This is a genomic window from Scytonema sp. NUACC21 (assembly GCF_054684315.1).
The window spans coordinates 46,328-71,904 of the sequence record NZ_BAAFZH010000085.1 but is presented as its reverse complement, the minus strand read 5'-3'; the positions used below and the strand labels follow the sequence as shown (position 1 = coordinate 71,904).

Genomic DNA, 25,577 nt, shown 5'->3' with positions numbered 1-25,577 from the left:
AGCTCCTCAGCTCCCCAGCTCCCCAGCTCCCCAGCTCCTCCGCCTCTCGACCAAACCTGCACCCTTGGGTTTTCATATGAGTTCCATTCATCCAGAAAATATCAGTGTTTTAGAAAGTTCCTTTGCCCTCAGTATCGGGGAAAACTTTTCAATAGAAAACGACCCGGATGTGGTGGAGCAATTGATTGGGGACAAGCGAAGTCTCAATACCAAGCGCGAGTACCAAAAAGATTTACGGGACTTTTTTTTGTACATAGCTAAAAAAGAACCCAGTCGGGATTTGGTTTTGGAATTTCTGCACTTGGAGCAAAAACACGCTGTAGCTCTGGTTTTCAAATACAAAGCCCACCTCATGAAAAAGAAACTAGCAGAAGCAACAGTCAACCGCCGTTTGAGTGCAATCAAATCTATGGTAGAAATGGGGCGACGATTGGGGGTGTGCAATTTTTCTCTGGATGATGTTAAAGGAGAGAAGGTGGTTCCTTACCGGGATACTAAAGGCATTCCACCGAGTGACTATGCCAAAGTCATTGGGTTGTGCGATCGCGATACTCTAAAAGGAAAACGAGATTATGCAATACTGAGATTACTCTGGGATAATGCCCTACGTCGGAATGAAATAGTCAATTTAAATGTAGGGGACTTTAACGCTAGGGAAAAAACTTTATCTATCTTGGGTAAAGGTAAGGGGACGCAAAAGCAAGTTGTGGATCTCTCAGAAAAGACAGTTGATGCGATTTCTGTTTGGTTAAAATCTGCCAAGAAGAAACGTAATGATGACCCCATGTTTACGGTGCTGGCATATCATAACAATGGCGAGCGACTAACTGGGGAAGCCATTAGGCGACTGGTGGATGGGTTGTGCAAGCAAGCCGGAATTACCAAGAAGATGTCACCACACCGCGTCCGCCACAGTGCAATTACAACTGTACTGGACCAGAATAATGGTAACTACCGTGCTACCCAGCGCTTTAGCCGTCACGCCCAAGTGCAGACGGTCCTAAAATATGATGATAACCGTCAAAATTTACAGAAACAGATGTCGGACAAGATATCGGATTTGATTTAGGGGGCAGCAATCTACGCTGCCCTATGCTCTTGGGTAAGCAAATTCCAGATGTTCGATATAAGTAAAGAATTATGAACAGTTGCATAAAAGTCTTATGCTGAACTGAACTTATGCATAGCTATAGCTATACACTTATGCCATGAAACCAGATACACTCAGTAAAGTTTTAGCCACCTTTGATGAAGGTGGGTCAGAGGGCAGTATTTACTTTGCTTTCTTTGATTGCACAGTTCCTGTGTTTGTGAGCAAAAAGATCGACGATTATGACAAGCGGTGCATTGAAGCTTTCTTTGATTGGGGGGAAACTATATTTATAAAGCTACAGTCTGCCAGTTTTGAATATTACAAAGACTATTCGGATGCCTGCGACGGGTTAGATGACCTTATAATTGGTTCACCGCCAGAAATCTGGCAGTATTGTAAGCCGATAAACATCCATTTTGAATCGAGCGATGAAGATCCCAACAGTACCTTTGTTGATGTCGAGCTCGACTGCGACTGGGAGCCAGAGCACGGTATGCAATGGTTAGTCAAGAATACCAATTTCTTGATGTATGTAGGTCCTTACTACGGAAATGCCAGCCCCAATCAAAAAGTTGACAGAAGTTTGGGTAATTATGCTGAATTTTTCTGATTTTGTGGAGTGCGAGCGCACCTTCATTCTTAAGAGCCTGCAGCTTGTTACACGACTTTAAAAGGAAAACTAGATTATCCCTCTTTTATCACTTTCGGGAGGGAATAATCTAGAATCCTTACAGCGTAAGACTTTCACCAAAAATCTTGATTTCAGCTATTTTATTAGAAAATAAACGCTCAAATGCTTACCCTGTCTAGAGTTTAGAACTGTGGATGTCTCTGGAATCAGAAAGATTTCTCGACCCTGTTCTTCGGCGCGAGTTTTATAAAGAGAAAGATGTGATTCTGGAAGAACGACGCCTGCGGGTTGAGAACTCACCAATTGGATTAATGATTGAAAAGTTTATCGATGCTGCTTTCAAAGTTCATCCCTACAGACGCCCGGTCATTGGTTATGACGAAGATATCCGCAATCTAACAACCGATGATATACAGAAATTTTTTGAGACTCATTATGTCCCCAGTAATCTAACAATCGCTGTTGTTGGTGATGTCAATCCCAACGAAGTGAAAAGACTGGCACAAACTTACTTTGGAAGATATAAAGCCAAACCAAAATTTATTACAAAAATCCCAACGGAACCAAAGCAAACAGAAACACGAGCGGTTTCCTTAGAGTTACCTTCCCAGCCTTGGTATTTAGAAGGTTACCACCGTCCGGGGATAACTCATCCCGACCAAGCAGTCTATGAAATCATTGGCAGCTTACTCAGTGACGGGCGCACCTCACGGCTGTACAAGTCTTTAGTAGAAAAACAACGATTGGCACTAGCAGCACAGGGATTTAGCGGATTTCCAGGAGATAAATATCCGAATTTGATGTTATTTTATACTCTCACGGCTCCGGGTCGTAGTGTGGATGAAGTGGCAGTGGCTTTGCGAAAGGAAATAGATAGGTTGAAAACGGAACCTGTTTCAGCGACTGAGTTGGATCGCGTGAAAACACAGGCTAGAGCAGGTTTGTTGCGTACATTAGATTCTAATATGGGAATGGCGCAGCAGTTGTTGGAGTATGAAGTGAAAACTGGCTCTTGGCGGAATCTGTTTAAGCAGTTGGATGAAATTGAAGCTGTAACAGCTGCTGATATTCAACGGGTGGCGAGGGCAACGTTTTCACCTGAAAATCGCACTATTGGCAAGCTGTTGTCGAAGCAAGGGTAAGAGTAATAAACCGCAAAGACGCAAAGGGCGCTTTATGAGAGATATGAAGAGGTATAGCCGTAAAAGAAATAAGGAGAAGGTGAAAAGGTTGTTTAACTCGTTGCTGGTTTGTTTTGCCCTTGTTCCGTTACTGTGTTTTGGAATGCTGAACCTTACAGAAGCGGCGACGGCAGCAAAGCATTATACGGAATTGCAGTTGCCGCCACTCCCGGAGGTAAAATTACCGAAGTACGAACGGTATGTGTTGAGTAACGGTATGGTCGTGTATTTGATGGAAAATCACGAATTACCGTTGGTGAGCGGTTCGGCATTGGTACGTACTGGCGATCGCTTTGAACCTGGAGATAAAGTTGGCTTGGCTTCGTTGACGGGTACGGTGATGAGGTCTGGGGGAACTCTGAAGCATTCTCCAGATGAGCTTAACCAATTATTAGAACAACGAGCAGCTTCAGTAGAAACTGGTATTGGTGAATCTTCTGGGAGTGCTGGCTTTGAAGCGCTGACCGAGGATGTAGAAACGGTTTTTGGGCTGTTTGCAGAAGTGCTGCGGGAACCGGCGTTTCCTCAAGACAAGTTGGATTTGGCAAAAACCCAAGTACGGGGTTCTATTTCCCGTCGCAATGACGATCCGGATGAGATTGCCAATCGGGAATTTCAGAAGTTGATTTATGGAGAAGAAAGCCCCTATGCCCGCACGGTGGAGTATGCAACTCTAAATAACATCTCCCGTGAGGATTTAGTCAGGTTTTATCAGCAGTCTTTTTACCCAAAAAATATCATTTTGGGCATTGTGGGGGATTTTGACTCTAAAAAAATGCGATCGCTTATCCAAGCCAAGCTCGGTGATTGGAAAGCTAATCCTCAAATGGCTAAACCTCAGTTACCCTCAGTATCCCAAGCGAGAACAGGTGGTACCTTTTTTGTCAATCAGCCCCAATTAACTCAAAGTAATATTCTGATCGGGCATTTGGGAGGATTGCTCAACAATCCCGACTACCCAGCGCTAGATGTGTTAAACGGGGTTTTGAGTGGGTTTGGTGGACGCTTATTTAATGAGGTACGCTCCCGTCAAGGCTTGGCTTATTCAGTATATGGTTCCTGGAGCCCCCGCTATGATTACCCTGGAGTTTTCATTGCTGGCGGACAAACACGTTCTGATGCTACGGTACAGTTTGTCAAAGCGGTTCAAGCAGAGATTAAGCGCTTGCAAGCAGAACCTGTCAAACCACAAGAATTGGCTTTTGCAAAAGAGTCCACTCTCAATTCTTTTGTCTTCAATTTTGAAGACCCCAGTCAAACGCTGTCACGTTTGATGCGCTATGAATATTACGGCTATCCCTCTGATTTCTTGTTCCGCTATCAAAAAGCGGTAGCCGCAACCACAGCAGCCGATGTACAACGGGTTGCCAAGCAATATCTTAAACCAGAGAATTTAGTCACTCTGGTGGTGGGTAATCAAACTGCTATTAATCCGCCTTTGACAAAGCTATCAGCAGAGGTGACACCCATAGATGTGACTATTCCTGGTTCGCCAACACAAGCGCAGAACAAATAGCTATTTCTTTGGTTCAAGATTGCCATTTTTCATCTATAAATTAGCGGCGGGTCAACATAGGTCGCTTGACGCAACCTGATTATCCCAAAATTCATCCCACGCTGCACTTCGTGTCAGGCGTGGGGCTTCTTTTGGATTAAGCTAATTTTCTGCTAATCAATGGCTGGGCTTCACACTTTGTCTAAAGGTTAAAGCACCCTATTTTAGTATCAATTTATACTTTTTTCTATTTTTTGCAAGAGCATAACTAAACTTTTGAATAAAAATACTGTCTTTTACTTAAAGTTTACAAAAAACTTACTGAGGGGCGATTAGTATACTTATGTAACCAATTATCTACGTTCCAGGGTACATTACTGAAGTACGGATGCGGTTATTACTGGAGTTAGGGTGTAAGGAATAGTAACAAGCATTCTTCAACAGAAGAAAATTTCTGCCGATGGTACAAGCAGCTTGAGAATTATCCAAGCTCATTTTTTGCTGTTTCCTAACTACCAAGGTAAACCAGCAAGTTTGATACAACACTTGCAATACAAGCGCGATAAAAGTACAAACAAAAAACGTATGAAGCAATACCAGGAAATCATAAAGCGTGGATTGTTACTGACTGCTCCATCTCTTGGTAGTTCTTTGTTAGCAATTTACCCCAGTCAAGCTGCTACTTTTGCAACTTCTCAAGGAGCACTAGAGTTTACAAACTTTAGTCAAATTCCAGTCAATATTGGAACAGAGACTGACACCAACACTGTTGCTATTGCTAAGGATGGTAGGGTGCAAGCGATTGCTCAAGCATACGCACTTTTTACCACAACTCCACCAGAAGCATTCAATTTATCTTTCAGTGGAGCTTCTGGTGACGGTAAAGATTATCTGGGGCTAGCAGAAAGTAAAGCTCAAGTTATCGGTGAATTCTCTGTTGACACAAATCAAACGCTGTCTTTTGATTTTTTGGCGAATTTAGAGATGGAAACATCAATAGATAACTCACCTGTAGAGAATGCAACAGCCCGTGGAGATATATCTTTCTTTTTAATCGATGCGGCTAGCGATCGCATTTTAGACTTCTTTAGTCTTAGTGGAAATTTAATTACGGAAGGCAATGACGACTTTGTTGTCTTTGACACAAGTGATAATGTTTCCTTAACTCAGGTATCTCAAGAATTGGATTTTGAAGGAACAGAAGAAACTGCTGGAATTTTTGTTGAGGGTTCTTTTCAACGCACTTTCACTAACAACACGAAGGTAACTCTAGTAGAAGTTAAAAGCAATCAGACCAGAGTCAAAGCACCTGAACCTTCAGCAATCCTAGCTTTAGTTTTATCCTCGGGCATAATGAGTATTGCTGCTAAACTTAAACGTCAATTAGCTACTGCCAAGCCTGAGGACAACGCATTGAGTAAGCCCTGCTGACAAGACGCCACAATTTAAGGTTTTAAGCAATCACTCGACAAAATCCTGCGGGTGAGGCTATACAAGCAAAGCTCATTTTTGCGAGCGGGTGTGGAACTAAGTAATACCGCTTACCTCCACACCCTATTTTTTATTTACTTAACCTTTTGATGTCTGCTTGTTCATTTAAACTTTATTAAAACTATAATTTACAATTTTTTATAATTAGCTTTACAAGCGCATTGCTAATCCTCTACTTAAAAAAACACAGTAATTTACTTGAGTTTTATAAAAAACTATTTGAGACACCATTAGTATAGTTACATCGCACATAACATCTATTGTCTATGACGCTCTAAAATCTCTATTCAAACATTTCAAAAACCCGATTTTTTTGATTGAAAAATCGATATTAAATTGAGCCAATTTAAAGAAATCGATTTTTTTAATCGGATTTTTGAATATTGAATAATACACGGACAATTTCGAGCCTAGAAGCCTTTTTGTAAGTGGTGCAAGATATAAAACATGACACCGGAATCTGGGCAATTTTTCTAGAGCAATAACATCGTTTGTCAGCTTTTTCCTGCTGTCCTCTATTGAAACGGGTCAGTAACTTTGCCTTGTTTGTAACGCAATTCGTATTCGTCAACCAATAATTATATGAGAAAATACTTGAACTTTGGTCAACAGTTTTTGCTGCTAGCCACGCCTGCGATCGCCACTTCAATGTTGGCAACTTCACCAAGTCAGGCTGCTACTTTTGCACATTCTGTCGCAGAATTTAACATTAACGGGTTTAGTATTAGCCCATTAGGTGTTCAAACTCTAACTGATACTACAACTGAAGCGATTAGCGATGGTGGTCAAGTCAGCGCCAATGCTGATGCAACTGCAAATTTTATAGCCGATGGAACAAACTCTTCCCTGACATCTGCCTCTAACTCATCAGTTAGTCAGGCTCAAGGTCAAGGTTATAACTATATTGGAAAGGGAGCAAGCATTGCTGCCATTTTCGGTTATAACTTTAAGGTACAAGCAGGCGAAAAGTTTTCTTTTGACTTCAACGGCTTATTAAATCTGGAAACATCGATAGACGATCCAAATACTGAACTTGCTACTGCTGATGGGCTTCTCTCATTAGAACTATACGACAGTACCAATGGTAGTCTTTTAGACTTTTTTACAATAGCTGGAAATTTACAAACTCCAGGTAACGACGTTTTTAAAATTCAACAAAGCTCCAATATCGTCTTTGCGCCAAACCAGATTGACATTGATAAATCTACCGATGGAATACAAGAATATGCTAGGGCTTCTTTCAACGGTACATATTCCCGTATTTTTAAGGAATCAACTCTTGTAACGTTAGTTGAAGTTAAAAGGAACCAAGTTAGAGTTCAAGTCCCCGAATGCTCATCAATTCTAAGTTCTCTGTTTAGTTGCACGGTACTTGGTGTTACCTGGATACGCAAACGCCAAAAATCCTCTTCGGCTGCATTATTAGTAGGTAACGAAGAGAGATAATCGCTCCCATGCTCCCAATGAGGTAGAAAGTAAAGTCTAGACTTGTCTAGGTTTTATATAGCAGACTGCCTAACAGTTCCCAATTAACTGTTTTGTGACACAAGGCACGACATTTACAGCGTATCTCAGGTAAATGAAGTACATCGGTAGGGGCGCAACGCCTTGCCCCCTTACAACAGTCTGTACCTCCTCCGCGTTGCAATGTGCTGTAAATATAAAGGGCTAGAATTCAATCTTAATTCCAGCCCCAACAACTATTTTAGCTAATACTTAAGGTGAACTAACTAGGGTGTAGTAAAACCAAAGGTTTGCGTGCCAAAGAATACGTTAAAATTACCTACTACACCAGAAAGTTGGCTGGTACTCTGTGAACCAACACTTGTTGTTCCACCACCACTAGCAAAACCTAATATGGCTCCTGAAGTTGAGCCAGTAAATTGAGCACCAGGAGTAGTACCCCCATTGACAGCCTCTAAATCTGTAGCTGATACTTCTTCAAACAAGCCAGATTGTAATTCAGCAATTTTGATGCTAGCCATAATTTCTCCGTTGAGTTTTCTTGATTGTATGCTGACGTATCTTATTCGCTATCCCTCTAAAATTCTTCCTAATAATTTTTAGAAAGGGAAAGAAGTTGAGATAGCAGTACTTTGAACGGAAGCAGAGAAAAAATCCGATCCAACTCCTCCGTTTAAAGTAAAAAAGGAGTTAGTAGAGTTTTGAACTCTTCCTCCTATGGCAGCACCTGTGGTGGCACTGGTCGAACCTATAACCAATTGGAAACCTTCGCCTCCATGAATTGCCTCTAAATCTGAGTCAGAAACTGGCTCAAATTGATTTGTAGGCTTCAATTCAGCTATTTTTAGCGTAGTAGCCATAAATTCTTTTTAGGTGAGATTGTTGAAATTGAATTGTATCAATTCAATAATTTAATTATAGACATTATTGTTAATTTAGCAAGAGGTTTTTAAATGATTTTCAATATATTTTTTTTAAAAAATACGCAAAAAAGAATAATTTAGCTAAAACAAAATTCTAGCTAAATGATAAATAAAAACTATCAATATAGTAATGTTTAAAAACTTGCTTTTTTCAAGTGAGAGCTACGAAAGCCCAGTCTTTTTATGTATAACAACCGAGAGCTTGCCTTAGAGATGATTTATAAAGTAAATATTAAGAAGAGGTAGGTTGGGGAGCCACAAAAAGTGCTCTAGTCTCCAGAGTTGAGTGAAGTGGCGTTGGCAGAACTCTACCCAACAATAAGGGTTCCATGTTGGCAGCAATACCAACCAAGAGTTTGCTCTGGTGGGTATTGCCCACCCTTTACAAATGACCTCTTAATGCGTGAAGACTTAAGCAAGGTTCCAGCCCTTATTACCTTCTTGTTGTAATACTCTTGAGCTTGTGTCTTGGAGTGGAATAGCGGTGCAACATATGAGACTATATATTTAAAGTGTGCTTGCATCTACAAACACACTTTGACGGTTCGAGCACCTCTGCTAACTTATACTGCTGACGTTGGGAAAAAGACTTGAATCTAACGTGGTTGTATTATTCCTTGAATTAATGTTCCACCACTTATCTGAACATCGGGAAAAGACCCTGTAATTGAAGCAAAGCTAGCATTACTGGCTTGTATGGTATTGCCTCCGGTATAGTCGGCAATAAGTAACGTTCCAGTTGTAGATAAGACAATGACACCACCATTGCCCCCAACTATCCTTTCATCTCTCAGATCGTTCAGAGGCTCTAAATAACCTTGCTGGTAGTCCAAATCACGAATTTCCATCCTATTCTCCTTTTTAGGATTACTATGTAAATATTAATTATTGATGAAAATCACGAGCCTCATCGGGGCTTCTAAAAAGCAAATCTGCTCTTCAAAAGTAGAGAAAAAAGCCAGTTTTTTTGAGTGTAGGCGAGGAAATCTTGGTCTTTAAAAACACAGAAACTGGGTTGGGTGGGATGACCGAACCGGTGCTTTAGGTAGTAACTTTTGAATTAAGTAGTCTTTATGGTGATGGCTCCTAAAGACTACTTAAAATCTGGTTATACAAGGTTAGGAGGCTGTTGCAGATGCAGAGGAAAAGACACTAACAAATCCACCAGCAGCAGCAGCGCCACTAGCAGCGCCACCAGTAGCACCACTAGCACTAGCACCACCACTAACGATAATATCGGCACTAGTCAAACCAGTTCTCTCAAAAGAGAAGTTTGAAGTAAAGGCGGTTCTGTTAGCGGCATCAAAACCAACTGCTAAGCCAACTACAAGATTTCCTCCTTGTACTTGACCGAGATCGGAAACTTCATTTTCACAGAAGCTGAGATCGAGAATTCTTAATCGTTCCATGAAAGATCTCCTTGGTAAATAGCTATATCGCTGAAAGTTGTGAAAAGCTTTCAGCGATTTTTCTAGCCTAAATGCACTCTAAGATTAAAGTGTATTTAATCTGCAGCAGAAGAAGAGCTAGAGGTAGAGCTAGCTGAGTTAAAGGGGAAGAAGAAGAACGATGAAGAAGCAGAAGTAAAAGTGCTGGTTGATGTGCCAGCAAAGAAGTTACCATTCGCAAATGCACTAGCATTAGCATTTGAAACTGCTAATCCACCTTGAATATTGTTGTCTTCAGCGGTAACGATTTCTACGTGAGAAAGATCGTTGATAATCATGATTGGTTCTCCTAAGAATTACTAAACTGATCTTTTTGTCACTTCCATTCGTTTTCTAGTGACATTTAAACAATAACACTACTAAAACTAAATAACTAGTGTTTTTACAAAAACTTTATTTTTTTATTTAAATAAATAGCCGAACTTTATAATAGTAAAAAGCTTTTTATTTCCAACAGATATATCTCTCTTACCCTAGAGTTTTTAGGATTTTCAGCATAAAAATAAACGCAGGAATCCCATTCACTCTAATAAGAGAGAACAATAAAAAAAATTTGTACTAAAGCTTTTTATTTATTCATAATAAAATTCCTTTACTCTCGAAATATGTTCAATCATTCACATCTTATTTACTTACTGAACAAAGTAAATTGAGAAAGATATAGCCAATGCAAAAATAGTGAATTTTTTACACTCAATTCTTATTCAGTAAATTTAGATAAAAGCCAGTCCTACGTTTTAGGGCTGCTTATTTTCAAACGTTTACGCTGACGGTAAAGGTTCTTGGGATAGTTGTAAATTGCTATCTGAACTTAAACAAACCAGAATCTGTCGTTGCTCAATTTGTCGCTTTAACCAGCCAGAAAACAATTCTTGCTGTATTTGAAAGCGTAGTTGTTCGTCCAATTGCGGTTGAATAATTTCCTCTACAAAAATTAAATATACTCCTTTGGATGTAGTGATGGGTTTGAGAATCTGTGGAGGATTTGTGGCAAATACTGCTGCTGCAATTTCCGGTCGAAAGTCTCCACGTCGTTTGAGCCCTTGATATCCTCCCGTGCGACGAAGTTCTGGATTTGAGATGTAAGAGCGAGCAATTTCTGGAAAACTGATTTCGCCTTCTTCAAGGGCGTAAAACAGTTCTAAAGCCAAATCCCTATCATCGAAGATGATTTCATAAGTTACAGCGAGAATATAGTTGAGTTGGTGCTCGTAGAAAAACTGTTCGACTTTATCTGCAAATAAATGGTGCGCTAACTTTCGAGAAAGGACGTTGGTCTGAATTAAGGCTTCAAAATCCTCCAGAGAAAAATGATGGTGTTTCAGCCAATCCCAAGTGTCTGTGGCTTTCACCAGTTTTTTAGCGAACCGAAATCTATCTCCTTCGTGCTGTATTTCTTCTGGCGTGGCTGTAATTCCTTCTTGTTGGGCTGTTTCGGCAATAATTTTTTGTGTAGCAATAGCTTCAACCACACTAGGAATCTGACAAGAGAACTTAATGTAGTGAACTATGTCTTCATCAGAAATATTGAGAATGTTTGACATGACGCAATCCCTCCAAGGATGTTGGATTTAGGAGCGGAGATCGGGAGTGTTGTGAAGAGTGCTTACAATTCCAAGCCTTCTTTTTGCAATTTCTTAAATGGGTCTAATAAAAAGTCAATGACACGCCTCTGACGGACAATGACCTCAGCTGTTGCTGTCTGTCCGGGGGTAATTGGAATGTGTTTGTTGCCATTGTGGAGATATGATTCATCCAGAGCAACTTCTAACTCATAGGTTTCTATATTGCCTTGAGGTGTTTCGCTCGTTTTGGAGTCTGGAGAAATCCAAGTCACTTTCCCCTGTACGATGCCGTATTCCTGAAATGGGTATGCATCAAACTTAATTTTGACTGACATCCCCGCTTTCAAGAAGCCGCTTTCGGTACTTGGCATCTTAGCTTTGAGAACTAAGCCGGCATTTTTGGGTGCAATTTGGGCAACTCTTTCACCAGCTTGGAGTACCGCTCCTGGCTTGGCAACAGGCAGCTCAAAAATGACACCATCGATGGGCGATCGCACCAATCGTTCCTGCAACTGAATCTTTAAGGATGTAATTTGGCTTTGAGTTTGGGCAATTTCTGATTGCAGGGAATCGGTCTTTGCTTGCAGTTCTTTAAGTTGTTCTTCAGTTTTGAGGCTTGCAAGTTTCCCTGTATGAATCAAGCTTTGATAACTTCGTTCTTCTTGCTGCAGGCGAAGTGAGGCTTGCTGGATCTCTGATTTAGCTTGATGCAGGGCTTTCTCATAAATGCTTTGTTGTTCTTGCAGCCCGGATTGAGCTTGCAAAATCTCTGTTTGAGCCTGGATAAGGCGTTCGGAACTTTCTTTTTCTGACTGTTTCACCTCATTGAAGCGATCTTGTGAAATGGCACCGTCTTCATAAGCTTTTTTATAACGTGGGACTTTTTCTTGAGCACCTTGAAAACGAACGAATGCTACCTTATAAGCTGCTTTACTAGAATCCAGAGCTTGCTGCATCTGGTTAACTTTCGCCAGTTTTTCTTCCTTTTGGATGTTATAAGCAGTTTTGAGAGCATTTAGGTTCTGCCGCGCCTGTTCGACTTGAGCAAGTTTTGCCAATTCTTGAGCTTGATTTTGTTGCTGCTGTGTCCGAACAGAGAGCATTAACTGATTCTTAAGAACTTCTAAAGAAGCCTGTTGGGTTTGTAAACCCTGTAATTTTGCATAAGTTTGTTGGAGATTGCTTTGTAGCACATCCGACTCTAATTCGACCAGAATCTGTCCGGCTTTAACTTTTTCACCTTCTTTAACCTTTACAGCCCGGACGCTTCCAAGAGTTGGACTATCTATTTTCTGTGTTGCGCCTTTTGGCTCTATACGTCCTCTAGCACTGCCCGTCTCATCGACTTTTGACAGTATTGTCCAAGGTATAGCCATAGCGCAAAAACCGAGTAACAGATAAAGCAAAGAGCGAGCCCAAGGACGTGGTAAAGCATCTAGCAGCTCTTCAGTACCGTAGTGCCAATCATTTGCCTCACTTGCTGCGTTTATCTCAATCTCAGCGAGATTTGCATTATTCTTTATACTTTTGTCACTTCTATATTCATCTGGCTCGCTTCTAGCAAGATAGGACGATGAATGATGAGATGGTTGTGGCATATTTCTTTCTCCAACTACAAGGTAGGAAAGACAGGAAAAATAGGAAAGTTAGGAAAGATCGTGAAATAAAGTGGTGGACTGACAACTACTGACTGATGACTAACCTGCGTGAGCTAGTTGTTGCTGGTTGAGGTAGTAGTAATGTCCTTTTTTAGCAATCAATTCATCATGAGTACCGCTTTCTACTAATACACCTCGATCCAACACGATTATGAGGTCAGCATTGCGTACCGTAGAAAGGCGATGGGCTATTATCAAACTGGTGCGTCCCTTGAGAATGGTTTTCAAATTATTTTGAATAATCCGTTCTGATTCTGCGTCCAGGTTACTAGTGGCTTCATCAAAAATTAGGAACCGGGGATTGCCCAATAATGCACGGGCGATCGCTAAACGTTGGCGCTGACCCCCGGAGAGCATTCCACCACCCTCACCGATTTGGGTTTCGTAGCCCATTGGTAATTTTTGAATAAATTCATCAGCACCAGCCAGACGAGCTGCCTCCATGACCTCTTCCAAACAGGCTTCTGGATGAGCAATACTCAAGTTTTCCCGAATCGTACCGCCAAACAAAAAGGTATCTTGGTCTACAGTACCGATTTGAGAACGCAGCGATCGCAGAGAAATAGTGGTAATGTCATGACCGTCTATTAAGACTTTCCCCTCTGTCGGAGGATAGAGCCCTAAGATTAATTTGGAAAGGGTAGTTTTCCCGGAACCGCTACGCCCTACTACTGCTACCGTTTGCTCGGGCTGGATTTCAAAAGTGAGATTTTCTAGCACGTTGATTTCGCTTTCTGGGTGATAGCGAAAAGTTACGTTCTCAAAGCGAATGTGACCGTGAAGCTTTCTTAAAGATTGACGGGATGAGGTGAACAAGTCTTCTTCCGGTTCGGCTTCCAGCACGTCGTTAATGCGTTCCGCAGAAACCATCACTTCCTGCAGTTGATTCCACAGCACGCTCAGGCGCTGGAAGGGACGAATAATGTTGCCTAACAACATATTGAAGGCTATGAGTTGACCAATGGTCAGTTGGTTCTGAATAACCAATGATGCTCCGTACCACAGTAACCCTGTTGTTACTAAAGTTTCAATAGTTGCACTGATAATCTGTAGGCGGTTGGCAATAACTTGTGCTCTAAATCCTTTTTTAATCAGCTTGTTTAAAAGCTCTTCCCAGTGCCAGCGTACTGTTTGCTCAATTGCCATTGAGCGGACAGAGCGAATCCCGGTTAAGGATTGGATAAGATAGCTGTTTTCTTCTGCGCCTGCGGTAAAAATCTCTCGGGAAATACGACGCAAAATCGTGGTAGAAAACAGTGCTACGAGGAAAAATGGCGGCACAATCAACAGCACCAGCAATGCCATCTGCCAACTGTACCAAAACATAAGTCCAAGATAGATAAACACTGTCAGCAAATCCAAACAAATTGACAGTGCTTCACCAGTGAGAAAACGCTGAATCTTTTGGTTTTCTTGAATGCGAGAGACAATATCACCTACATAACGCGACTCAAAGAACTCCAGGGGCAAGCGGAAGGTGTGTTTGATAAAACCCACAAGCATTGCTGTAGAGACGCGATTAGCTGTGTGATCTAACAGATATTGCCGTACACCGTTGGCGATAATGCGGAACAAACCAAAAATCAGTAACCCAAAACCGACGGCGTTGAGAGTCATTGTACTTCCTTGTACAATCACCCTATCTAGCAATAGCTGCGTCAATAACGGCGTCACCAGTCCAAAAACCTGAATCAACACCGAAGCTAAAAAAACATCTAACAGGACTTTAGAGTGTGGTTTGACTAACTCAAAAAACCGCCAAAATGACGGGCTTGCTTCTTCAGATTGTTCAAGGAGTGCTGTGGGTTGCAGCAGCAATGCGTAACCAGTCCACCCTGCCTTGAATTGAGCATGAGTTAGGCTGAGTTGACCGATAGCCGGATCGCCAACAATGACCTGCCTGTTAGTGATTTCATAGACAACAATATAATGCTTGCCCTCCCAGTGAGCGATCGCCGGAAGAGGTTGTTCTGCCAATTTATCCAGACTTGCTTTTACCGGTCGAGATGAAAAGCCGAGGTTTTCTGCTGCAGTTGCCAAAGCACGCAGCGATGCACCACTACGGTTGACGTTGGCTTGCTCTCGCAATCGATTAACGCTAAAGTGTTTCCCCCAATAATGACCAATCATGACTAAGCAGGCAGCACCACAATCTGCAGCACTTTGTTGTGCATAAAATGGATACCGACGGCTCAGACGTTCCCAAAGTTGTCCGACTCTAACTTTAGGGCTGGGAAAATAAGGGCGTAATTTCTTTTGTTCTTTTGTTTTAGGGCTTTGTAGGGGAAAGGGAATAACTTTCTGGGAGGAGGTTATTCGTTCTGGTTCTTTCTTGCTTGGACGAGACTTAGGTTGTGCAATGGCATTCTGGTTGTCTGAGTTGTCAACCAACTGTGCTAGGTTTGGCAAGCATTTTATAGCGGATTGCCAATTTGAATCACTAAGACTGTAGGCAATGGTCTGTTTTGTAACCTGCCAACTACCTTGCTTGGTCGGAGTATATAAATGACCGGGTAGCAATCGATGACCGTCAGAATGCTGTAATTCCCCCGAACGCAGTAACCAAAGCTTGCTATTGTTCGTTTGGTCTGGATTTAAGTTGCCAATTTCTAGATTGTGCCGTGAGAAACAGGACAACGCTTTCAGCATCGCTGGCACATCTAGCGCCTGACGTTGGAATTGTGAGTTTTGGCAACATAAGACTACTAAATCCCATAGTTCTGCTCGTTGAAATAGGCGTTCGCTCAAGCTGGGATACTTATCCATCAAAGCCTGCAAAATCTCCTGCTTGAGATAGCAAAGCTTGAGGTTGAAAGAAGCTCGCGCTGCATAGGGCTGAAAGTCGTCTTGTGGAAACAGCGACGCCTCCCCAAAAGATGACCCTGCACTCAGCGTTGTAATTAAGTTCTCTGCGCTATCTAAAAGTCTGACTTTTCCCGAAAGAACTATGTATATTCCCGGATTAGTTAGTGTTAATTGCCAGAACTGTTTTGTGACTGGTGGTTCAACGATTTCTACTAGCGCAGAGTAGACAAATGACAAATGACAAATTATCTTTAATATTTATGGAATATGCAAATTAACTCATCCCTAACAGCCAGTCATTTAGACCCTTTAGGATTCGATCCACTACCTCCTGAAACAAACCTTTCTAAATTCCTTCGTTGTCCTCTGGGATTCCAAGACAGTGCCTTACTGCCCTTAGAACAGGTTGCAGAAGTTATCAAAGTTAACACAATTGATATTCTGCCAATTCCGGAAATGCCAAGTTGCGTTTTGGGTATTTGTAATTGGCGAGGAGAAATGCTTTGGCTGATAGACCTCAACAATCTCATTGGTTACCCTTTGCCAATAGTCGCAACTCCAATGGCGGTTGTGGTTCAGGTGAATCAACAGGCTGTGGGTTTGGTGGTACAGCGAGTTGAGGATATTGAGTTACACGACTTGCAACAACTGCAAAGGGCGGTAGCTGGGTTATTTCCTCGTTCACTACTGCCTTTTGTTTTGGGAGCTTTGCCCGGAGACAACCTCGTTTTAGATGTCACAGCTATTATTCAATGCCCTCTATGGCAAGCACATCAAGGAAATAGGGTGTAGGGTGGACACTGCTTACCGTATATTGATAGCCCACCAGTTATAGATGTAGGTATTGCCCACCGCTATCAATCATGATGACCACTACTCACCCTACTTAATTTTCAATTGTGAATTCTTATAGGTATTTTCATGCAGGATTTTGACCAAACCGAACAGATGCTAAATTACCAATCTTCCTTTGATGAATCACCAAGTTACAACAATGGTGATGGGGACAAAGCTAAGTTAAAAGAAAATTTTGATTTACACAAAGCTTTGGATTTAGTGACGGCTGTTAAAGTAGACCTCCAACAAGAGGGATATTCAGTTAAAGCAGAAGCCCGTGACAAAGTTCTGCAGTTAGAAAAATGGATTCAAGAATTACAAACGCAGTTTCAAACCAATATAGCGATCGCAACTGAAGAACACTGCAAGCACGAACGGCAAAAGTTGTTCGGTATCTTTCATCAAATGAGGCAAGCAGGAAATACCAATACCTTACTCCGAACAACAGTTACAGAGATTCGCAAATCATTACAGGTAGACCGAGCCCTAGTGTATCGTTGTCATTCCGAAAAACATGGCATAGTGCTGGCAGAATCATTGGTATCTGGTTATACTCCAACTTTAGGAGAAACCCTACCAGCGCTTGTTTTTGGGAAGGAATACTTAGCGGACTACGAGCAACAACAAGTTGTCGCTCTCAACAATGTCTATGAGAGTGGTTTTAGCGCTTACCAACTGCAACTTCTCAAACAGTTCCAAATCAAAACCAGTCTCAGTTTACCGATTGTACTGGAAGGGCAAGTTTGGGGATTACTTGTTGTCCAACAATGTGCCACCCCCCGTAATTGGCAGGAAGCAGAATTGAGCTTGCTACAGCAGATTCTTACAGAACTGAGGCTCAATCTGCAAACCGTAGAACTTTTAAGTCAGAGACAAGAAGAAGCCAAGCAAGAAAAAGTCTTGGCTCAAATTCTACAAAAAATTCCTCCATCCTCTGATGCCAGCGTCACTCTTGGTAACATCACCCAACAACTACGGCAGTTTTTCAAAGCTGACAGAGTCAGTGTTTATCGGTTTTACCCTGACTGGAGTGGTGAATTTATTGCCGAGTCTGTTGCAGCTGGCTGGGTCTCCTTACTTCAAGAGCAAGACACCGTCTTGAATTCAAACAATATGGTAGATTCTGACCGTTGTACGGTGAAGTTGTTAGGCAATCCAGCTGCTCGCAATACCGATTCCCACATAAAAGATACACAAGGTGGTAGCTTTGTCAAGGGAAAAGGCATTAAGCGAGTTGATGATGTCCAAACAGCTGGCTTTTCCGACTGCTATCGTGAAGCTCTAGAGTCATACCAAGCAAGGGCTTACATCATCGCCCCCATTTTTGAAGGAGAACAACTCTGGGGTCTTTTGGCTGTGTTTCAAAACTCCGGTCCCCGACACTGGCAAAACTCTGAAATAACACTCCTGTCACTCATGAGTGGTCGTCTCAGCACTATCCTCAAGCTAGCAGAATCAGCCGCCCAACTCCAGCAAAAATCAGAGCAAATAGCGGCAGAAAGGGAAAGAGCAGTCGTTCGGGTTATCGATAGAATTCGCCAGCCCTTGGACATTAATGCCATTTTTAAAATGGCAACTCAAGAAGTCCGAAATTTGCTGAAAGCCGAACGAGCAGTGATTTACCGCTTTGAGGAAGATTGGAGTGGGGAGTTTGTTGCCGAGTCGGTAGCAACTGGTTGGACGTCTCTCATGCAGGAACAGTTAGAAAACCCCCTTATACGAGAGAATGTCAGCAATTGCAGCGTAAAAATTCTTGGAGGAGGTGTCGCTAAAGTTACAGACACCTACTTGCAACAAACTAAAGGGGGATACTTCACAACGCCAGGAAACTTTAGATCTGTTAACGATATTTACCAAGCTGGGTTTTCACCTTGTTATATTGAAGTTTTAGAACAGTATCAAGCCAGAGCCTATGTCATTACTCCAATTATCAAAGGCAATAAGCTCTGGGGATTATTAGCAGCCTTTCAAAACTCCAACCCCCGAAATTGGGAAGAGGCTGAAATCAAGACACTTACCCAAATTGGCAATCAACTTGGGGTAGCCATACAACAGGCTGAATATCTCAAACAACTCAAAGAGCAATCTGCCCAAATAACCAAAATAGCAGAGATGGAGCGGGCGGCGGCTAAAGCGATCGATAAGATTCGCCAATCCTCAGATATAGACACTATTTTCAAAACAACGGCTCACGAAGTCCGGAAATTTCTGAACGTAGAACGGGTCACCATCTATAAGTTCCGTCCAAATTATTTTGGTGATTTTGTCGTTGAGTCACAATCTGGGGGATGGTCTAAATTGGTTGGTAGTGGCTGGGAAGACCCTTATTTAAACGAACATCAGGGCGGCAGATTCCACAACAATGAACCTTTTGTTGTTGATGATGTTTACAATGGCGGTTTGGCTGATTGTCACGTTGAAGCCTTAGAAAATTTTGGAGTCAAATCCTGTGTCGTTGTTTCCATATTCCAAGGGCAGAAACTTTGGGGATTGCTCTCGGCTTTTCAACACAGCGAACCCCGACACTGGGAAGAAACCGAAGTTAAGATACTGACACAAATAGGTTTGCAGTTGGGAGTCGCACTGCAACAGGCGGAGTATATTGACGAACTTCGCGTGCAATCACAGAAGTTAGCCAAGTCAGTTGAACAAGGAAGCGCTTACAGCAAACTCGTTTACAGATTGGGACTAGCTTTGATTCAAGAAAACTTTTCACTGGACAACCTTTTGCATATGGCTGTTCAGGAATTACGAAGACAGTTTAAAACTGACCGGGTAGGTATTTATCGTTTTGACCCGGATTGGAGTGGTGAATTTTTAGTCGAGGATGTGGGCAGTGATTGGCCTAAAGTGGTAGGTACCGACCTAGCCAAAGCAGAAGATACTTACCTCCAAGAAACGAAGGGTGGTCGGTATCGCCGCAAAGAAACTTTCACCGTCAACGATCTCCACAATGCTGGGCATCAGGAATGCCACGTCCAACTGCTGGAAAAGTGGGGCACAAAAGCTTACATGATTGCACCAATTTTTAAGGGCGACCAATTATGGGGGCTGTTGGGGGCTTATCAGAATGATGGCCCGCGTAATTGGGAGCAAATAGATATCAACTTGCTGGCTCAAGTCGGCGTGCAAATCGGTCTGGCTTTGCAACAAGCAGATTACTTAGAAAAACTGCGCTCTTCCGCACAGCAATTAACAGAAGCAGGCGCACGGGAAAGAGCAGCAAAAGAACAACTCCAGATGGAGGTTATTCAGTTACTGTCAGCGGTACAACCAGCGCTGAATGGGGATCTCACTGTCCGGGCTACAGTTACAGAAGGTGAAGTCGGCACCATTGCTGATGTTTACAACAACACCTTGCAGAGTCTCCGAAAGATTGTCATGCAGGTGCAGACAGCTTCGAGAAAAGTCGCTGAAACATCACAAGCAAGCGTTTCTGCGATCGTTGGTTTAGCCAAACAATCACAGCAACAATTTCAGTCACTTAATAATGCTTTGGAGCAAATCCAAACAATGGCGAATTCCACTAAAGCTGTAGCGGCAAACGCCCAACAGGTGGAAGCAGCCGCACAGCAAGCTAACCAAATTGTTCGGCAAGGGGATGCAGCTATGAACCGCACTGTGGATGGGATTCTTGACATTCGGGAGACAGTGGCAGAAACCAGCAAGCGCCTCAAACGGTTCTCGGAATCTTCCCAAAAAGTCTCCAAGGTCGTTAATTTAATCGGTCATTTCACAACTCAAACTCAATTGCTTGCCCTCAATGCCGCAATTGAAGCTACCAAAGCCGGACAGTACGGACGCGGTTTTGCTGTCGTTGCAGATGAGGTGCGGACTCTAGCCCGTCAGTCTGCTGATGCGGCAACTGAAATCGAGCAACTGGTTGAAGAAATCCAAAAAGGCACGGCAGAGGTTTCTATCGCAATGGAACACGCCATCCAGCAAGTTGCAACAGGAACAACACAAGTTCACGACGCCCGCCAAAACCTCAATGCTATTGTTACCGCGACAGCCCAAATCAGTCAGCTTGTGGAAGGTATTACTCAAGCAACTCAACTACAAACTCAACAGTTTGAATCGGTAACTCAAACTATGACAGAAGTGGCAACTATTGCCAATACCACAAGGGAGAATTCTATCGAGATTTCTACCTCCTTTAAGGAACTTCGGGTCATGGCTCAAAACCTCCAGACCAGTGCTGACCAATTCAAAGTGAATTGAAAGGTTGGTGGTTGGTGTAGGGTAGCGCCCACCAACACTAACAACCAATAAACTAGGGCACCGCCCACCAGCACCTAGATATGATGGGCAGTGCTCATCCTACTAATTCATTAACTAAATATGGTGGGCAGTGCTAATTTACTAACTAAATATGGTGGGCAGTGCCCACCCTACTAATTCATTAACTAACCACTAACTACTAACTACTAACCACTAACTACTAACTACTAATGACCGAACCATCATTTTACGAACAAACTTACCAATATTTCCTTCAAGAAGCACAGGAACTGCTGCAAGAAATAGAACAAGAATTGCTCGGTCTTCGAGAGGGTTATGATATTAATAAAGCTTATAACTTAATGCGAGCAACTCACACTCTAAAAGGTGCAGCTGCAAGCATTAGCTTGGAAACGATCGCAACAGTTGCTCACTCTTTAGAAGATGTATTTAGAGCAATTTGCCAACCCAATTTATTTATTGATTCAGAAGTTGAAGCTTTACTTTTTCAGGGCTATGAGTGTCTTCACCTCGTCTTAAATGCTGAGTTCACGGGTAGACCGATTAATGAGGCGGAGCTTGTTCACCGAACTACTGTTATCCTTGCCCAACTGCAAGAGAAGATAGGAAATGCTTTCGATCCAGAAGCGTATATTCCTAACTCAGAAGAATTGGGCTTTGATTTGACACAATCGGTATTTGAAGTAGGAGTGACCCAGCGGTTAGATGAACTTGCTGCAGTCATAGCTAGTGGTAACCCGGAACACATCACCGCTACCCTAAGAAATCAGGCTGAAATTTTCTTTGGTTTGGGTGAGTCATTAAATTTGCCGGGATTCCAAGCCATTGCTAAAGCAGTACTAACGGCTCTAGAAAATTATCCCAGCCAAGCTGTGACTATTGGTCGTATTGCTTTGGTAAACTTTCAGGAGGCAAGGACATCTGTACTAAATGGCGATCGCGACCAAGGCGGTCAACCCTCACGAGCTTTACAGCAACTGAGTGGGCTGCAAACGTCTTCGAGGGAAACGATTATCAACTCCTATAACGGCAATCCAATTTCAAATTTCCCAATATCAGACCAAGCCACCCAAAACCCCCCTTCGCCCCCTCCCTCCGCCGGAACTGTACGAGTCAATGTTGAACATTTAGAACAACTTAATTATTTCATTGGGGAATTGCTTACCAACCAAAACCGCCAGTTTCTACAAACTGAACAGCTTTGGACTGCAGTTCGAGTACTCACCTCCCGACTTGCAAAATATCAACAACAACTCAATCAATTACAAGATTTTGGCTTGGGGTTGAATGATGAAAATTTAGAATTATTTGAAACAGAAAATTTAGAATTCCAAACAACAACCGCAGTTCGTAACAGATACGCACAAATCGAATTAATAAATAGACCCATCGAGTTGCACGGTACTTCCTTCGAGTTGGCAAAGCTACCCAACTCACTACTTCGTTCATCTGGGGTGAAAAATTCCAAATTAAATGAGTTGCAAAGCTTTATCCAGTCAATTGTAGAAGATTCTTTACAATTAGCAGAAGCTACCGATGCTGTAGAAATGTTCGCCCGCCAATCTAAAGAGTCTCTTGAAAAACAGCATCGATTGCTGACAGGAACCCGTGACTCTTTCATGGAAGCTCGGATGCTACCTTTAGGAAATCTTTTTGAGAGATTTCCTCGTATCTTGGAAAAGTTAGAAATTGTACATAAAAAACAAGTTACGCTGGAGTTTCATGGGGGTGAAGCTCCCATTGATAAAGCAGTGGTTGAGAAGTTATACGATCCCCTGCTACACTTAGTCCGTAATGCCTTTGACCACGGAATCGAACTCCCTGCTGTTCGAGAAAAATGGGGTAAGCCGGAGAAAGGTCTAATTGAAATTCGCGCTTATCGTCAAGGCAGGTATTTGATTGTTGAAGTTCGGGATGATGGTCAAGGATTGGATTTTGAAAAGATTCGTGCTAAGGCAGTAGAAGAGCGGCGGATATCGCAAGAATATGCCACTCAATTAAGTGAGGCTCAACTTATTGATTTGCTTTTTGAACCGGGTTTTTCTACAGCATCTGGTGTAAATGCCCTCTCCGGGCGGGGTATTGGTCTTGATGTGGTTCGCGCTCATTTACAAGCGATTCAAGGTTCGGTTTCTGTCTATTCTGAACCACGCCAGGGCACAATGTTTAGACTGCAAATTCCTCTCAGCCTAACCATTGATAAATTGTTAGTTTGCCAAGCCGGCGATAAAATCTATGCTTTGTTTGCCAATGCGATCGAGGAAATTATTATCCCTACGGCTGACCAAGTAAGATGTTGGGAAGGTGGTAAAGCCCTTCGATGGTGTAAGGAGAGTTCTGAGACCCTCATTCCGATTTACCAACTGGCTACAGTTTTAAATTATTCATCATTAATGGTTCAACCCTCAGTCCCTCAACCTAAAGGTTCTTTTGTTGTCAAGGGACATAAAATGACGCCTGTGATTCTTGTCCGGTGTCAGGAGCAACTTTTAGGGCTCGAAGTAGACCAACTCTTCGGCGACCAGGAATTGACCATCCGTCCTTTAGGAAATGCGATCGTACCACCTCCTTATATATATGGAGGAAGTATTTTAGCTGATGGTCGTCTGACACTTGTACTTGATGCAACTGCACTAATAGATCGTCTATCCAAGCAGCCAACCTATGACAGTACCAGTCATAACTTTGTTAGTTCGGTATCTTCACTCCCAGCGTTAAAGTATCAGCAATTGCAACTACCCATCCAAACTCGTGCTGCTTTAGCGGAATCACCATCACCTAGCTTAGAAGAAAAACTATCTAAAACCATTCTTCTCGTAGATGATTCAATCACTGTACGCCAAACTCTAGCGCTAACTTTACAAAAAGCTGGCTATCAAGTGCTTCAGGCTAAAGATGGTTATGAGGCAATTGAACAACTCCGGTACTGTGCAGATATTCAGTTAGTATTCTGTGATATCGAAATGCCTCGCATGAATGGTTTTGAGTTTTTGAAAACCCGCCAGCAAGACCCTATTTTGGCAGACATTCCAGTCGTGATGCTAACTTCTCGAAGTAGCGAGAAACATCGTTTGCTGGCTTTTAAATTAGGAGCCAATGCTTATATTACTAAGCCTTATTTAGAGCATATGCTGTTATCAACACTAACAGATGTACTAGAGAAAAAATATCAGAATTAAGATGGGGGAGATATTTGTGTATAACGAGATAAATACAGAAAAATTTATTGTTTTCAAAGTGGCAGATTATCTCCTAGCACTTTCGATTAACAATGTCCTAAAGGTAGTGAATTGTTCCGATTTTAACATTAAAAAGCTAACAACAATGGGGCTAGTCCAAGTTGGCAAACATATGATTAAATTATTGGACTTGCACCAGCATTTGAGTTCGGATAGCTTACTTACAATGCCAGATGCATCATTTTTGGTGGTTACTTGCGATTCCCAGGGACAATTGTGTGGTGTGTTGGTTAATGAGCCTCCCGATCTTATAGAGTTACCACTGGAGACAATACGCCCGCTGCCAAAATCCGACAGTTACAGTAACCTAGCTACTGACATGGTCAGTCATGTAGTTGTTTTGTCTCATAAAGAGGCGATTAAAACAATCTTTTTACTTGATTTAAAAGGCATAGAGTCTTCACTACATCCTACCGTTACATAAAACCTACCCAAAGTTACCCATACATATACAGATGTGGACTTTGGTGTTTACTTCCTGCAACATCGGCGAACCGTAGGCCACACTCTGTCCACAGGCTAACCCCCTCATACTCCACATTCTTATCTTTAAGCATTTAACAGCAAACTGTGTTACGATCCGATGGTTGAGAAATATTTTCGGTCATGTAACTGACGCCTTTCCGAATTTAGCTCTCTACATCTAATATTTCTGGAGGTATTCTATTCAGATTATGATGGGCAACCTATCGAAAGACCTCAAACAGGTTTTTCGGAATATAGGTGTGTGAAGAGGGTTGTAGTGTCTGGGACGCAAAACTAGTGAAAAGTATGTAGAGCTATGCCGCGCTTCCCCTTCTTGAGGAGGTGCAATATGTTATTGAAATACCCAAATATCCCAGTTTTTGTTTCATTCTAGTTTCTCCAATTCACAGTGAGTTTTTTATGTTTAACAGTCCTTTACGTGAAGAACCTCGTAATCGTCGAGCCACGGTCATTCGTTCAAGTAATGAGTTTATTCTCATAGAATGGCTGAAATCAAATGGTCGTCTTATGGCGCGTGAACCTCAAGAATCTGAGTATCTAAATGAAGTCGAAGAAATCTCAGACATAATAGACCTTGATGATATCGCCTTCGATGCTGATGATGACAATGTAGGAATAGATTTAGATGACGATTAGAGTCGATCCGATCTGCCGAAGGCAGTAGCGAAGCTATCGCATAATTATCTCCAAGTATAGTGCAAAAATTTACATCGTAGCTACTTAAGCTTTCACGCCAAGTCCCAAAGAGGTTAACAAAATCTTTGCGACTTGGCAATTTTTTAGCTAAGGCATCTCCAAGAAATCACAAGAAATATTGGAGACTTTTTTATTTGGAAGCCCCTAAATTGGGCAGAATTATCTCACCCTTAAATATTTGTATAAAAATTTCATAATTTATTTTCAAATTTAAGTATGTTCGGGGATTCTTCTTTTCTGACAAATAGTACAATTGTTCTAAGAAAGCTTTTGTTCGGCTATCACCTTAACAAGGGTAGGAGTCTCTCACATGCCCAGCCGTT

General features: G+C 42.2%; 18 protein-coding genes and 1 pseudogene. 11 read left to right on the top strand and 8 right to left on the bottom strand.

What is annotated here, in order from left to right:
* Positions 1-76 precede the first annotated feature (76 nt).
* The 6 genes and pseudogenes from ACYRY3_RS20760 to ACYRY3_RS20735 all read left to right on the top strand — a co-directional run bounded on the left by ACYRY3_RS20760 (position 77) and on the right by ACYRY3_RS20735 (position 7,337).
* Positions 77-1,069 (top strand): tyrosine-type recombinase/integrase, encoded by a 993-nt coding sequence (locus ACYRY3_RS20760; RefSeq protein ID WP_460203515.1) that lies wholly within the window; start codon positions 77-79, stop codon positions 1,067-1,069.
* Positions 1,070-1,208: 139 nt separating this feature from the next.
* Positions 1,209-1,703, top strand: coding sequence for a DUF6985 domain-containing protein (locus ACYRY3_RS20755; protein WP_460203514.1), 495 nt, complete (start codon positions 1,209-1,211; stop codon positions 1,701-1,703).
* Between the two features lie 203 nt (positions 1,704-1,906).
* Positions 1,907-2,866: pseudogene (locus ACYRY3_RS20750) on the top strand (M16 family metallopeptidase); the annotation flags it as partial.
* 142 nt (positions 2,867-3,008) lie between these two features.
* Positions 3,009-4,421 (top strand): M16 family metallopeptidase, encoded by a 1,413-nt coding sequence (locus ACYRY3_RS20745; RefSeq protein WP_460203513.1) that lies wholly within the window; start codon positions 3,009-3,011, stop codon positions 4,419-4,421.
* A gap of 564 nt (positions 4,422-4,985) precedes the next feature.
* Positions 4,986-5,831 carry a hypothetical protein gene (locus ACYRY3_RS20740; protein WP_460203512.1) on the top strand — a complete coding sequence of 282 codons (846 nt, stop codon included), beginning with the start codon at positions 4,986-4,988 and terminating at the stop codon, positions 5,829-5,831.
* A 642-nt stretch (positions 5,832-6,473) separates the two neighbouring features.
* Positions 6,474-7,337, top strand: a complete 864-nt coding sequence (locus ACYRY3_RS20735) for a hypothetical protein (RefSeq protein ID WP_460203511.1) — start codon at positions 6,474-6,476, stop codon at positions 7,335-7,337.
* Between the two features lie 284 nt (positions 7,338-7,621).
* Here ACYRY3_RS20735 and ACYRY3_RS20730 read toward each other — a convergent pair whose 3' ends face one another.
* From ACYRY3_RS20730 to ACYRY3_RS20695, 8 genes are all read right to left on the bottom strand, one after another.
* A complete protein-coding gene (locus ACYRY3_RS20730) occupies positions 7,622-7,876 on the bottom strand; it encodes a hypothetical protein (RefSeq protein ID WP_460203510.1) in 255 nt (84 codons plus the stop codon).
* A 78-nt stretch (positions 7,877-7,954) separates the two neighbouring features.
* Positions 7,955-8,215 (bottom strand): hypothetical protein, encoded by a 261-nt coding sequence (locus ACYRY3_RS20725; protein WP_460203509.1) that lies wholly within the window; start codon positions 8,213-8,215, stop codon positions 7,955-7,957.
* Between the two features lie 659 nt (positions 8,216-8,874).
* Positions 8,875-9,126, bottom strand: coding sequence for a hypothetical protein (locus ACYRY3_RS20720; RefSeq protein WP_460203508.1), 252 nt, complete (start codon positions 9,124-9,126; stop codon positions 8,875-8,877).
* Positions 9,127-9,396: 270 nt separating this feature from the next.
* Positions 9,397-9,687: a hypothetical protein gene (locus tag ACYRY3_RS20715; RefSeq protein WP_460203507.1), complete on the bottom strand. Its 291-nt coding sequence runs from the start codon at positions 9,685-9,687 to the stop codon at positions 9,397-9,399.
* Positions 9,688-9,782: 95 nt separating this feature from the next.
* On the bottom strand, positions 9,783-10,004 hold the full coding sequence (locus ACYRY3_RS20710; RefSeq protein ID WP_460203506.1) for a hypothetical protein: 222 nt from the start codon (positions 10,002-10,004) through the stop codon (positions 9,783-9,785).
* A gap of 483 nt (positions 10,005-10,487) precedes the next feature.
* On the bottom strand, positions 10,488-11,270 hold the full coding sequence (locus ACYRY3_RS20705; RefSeq protein ID WP_460203505.1) for a peptidylprolyl isomerase: 783 nt from the start codon (positions 11,268-11,270) through the stop codon (positions 10,488-10,490).
* A 62-nt stretch (positions 11,271-11,332) separates the two neighbouring features.
* Positions 11,333-12,889: an HlyD family efflux transporter periplasmic adaptor subunit gene (locus tag ACYRY3_RS20700; RefSeq protein WP_460203504.1), complete on the bottom strand. Its 1,557-nt coding sequence runs from the start codon at positions 12,887-12,889 to the stop codon at positions 11,333-11,335.
* Between the two features lie 99 nt (positions 12,890-12,988).
* Entirely contained in the window at positions 12,989-15,991 is a 3,003-nt protein-coding gene (locus tag ACYRY3_RS20695; protein WP_460203503.1) for a peptidase domain-containing ABC transporter, read from the bottom strand.
* 30 nt (positions 15,992-16,021) lie between these two features.
* Here ACYRY3_RS20695 and ACYRY3_RS20690 point away from each other — a divergent pair, with 30 nt between their 5' ends.
* The 5 genes from ACYRY3_RS20690 to ACYRY3_RS20670 all read left to right on the top strand — a co-directional run bounded on the left by ACYRY3_RS20690 (position 16,022) and on the right by ACYRY3_RS20670 (position 25,194).
* Positions 16,022-16,546 carry a chemotaxis protein CheW gene (locus ACYRY3_RS20690; RefSeq protein ID WP_460203502.1) on the top strand — a complete coding sequence of 175 codons (525 nt, stop codon included), beginning with the start codon at positions 16,022-16,024 and terminating at the stop codon, positions 16,544-16,546.
* Positions 16,547-16,675: 129 nt separating this feature from the next.
* Positions 16,676-20,812, top strand: a complete 4,137-nt coding sequence (locus ACYRY3_RS20685; protein ID WP_460203501.1) for a GAF domain-containing protein — start codon at positions 16,676-16,678, stop codon at positions 20,810-20,812.
* Positions 20,813-21,042: 230 nt separating this feature from the next.
* Complete coding sequence (locus tag ACYRY3_RS20680; protein ID WP_460203500.1) at positions 21,043-24,012, top strand: hybrid sensor histidine kinase/response regulator; 2,970 nt, start codon at positions 21,043-21,045, stop codon at positions 24,010-24,012.
* 16 nt (positions 24,013-24,028) lie between these two features.
* Positions 24,029-24,496 carry a chemotaxis protein CheW gene (locus ACYRY3_RS20675; RefSeq protein WP_460203499.1) on the top strand — a complete coding sequence of 156 codons (468 nt, stop codon included), beginning with the start codon at positions 24,029-24,031 and terminating at the stop codon, positions 24,494-24,496.
* 461 nt (positions 24,497-24,957) lie between these two features.
* Positions 24,958-25,194 (top strand): DUF3134 domain-containing protein, encoded by a 237-nt coding sequence (locus ACYRY3_RS20670; protein ID WP_460203497.1) that lies wholly within the window; start codon positions 24,958-24,960, stop codon positions 25,192-25,194.
* Positions 25,195-25,577 lie beyond the last annotated feature (383 nt).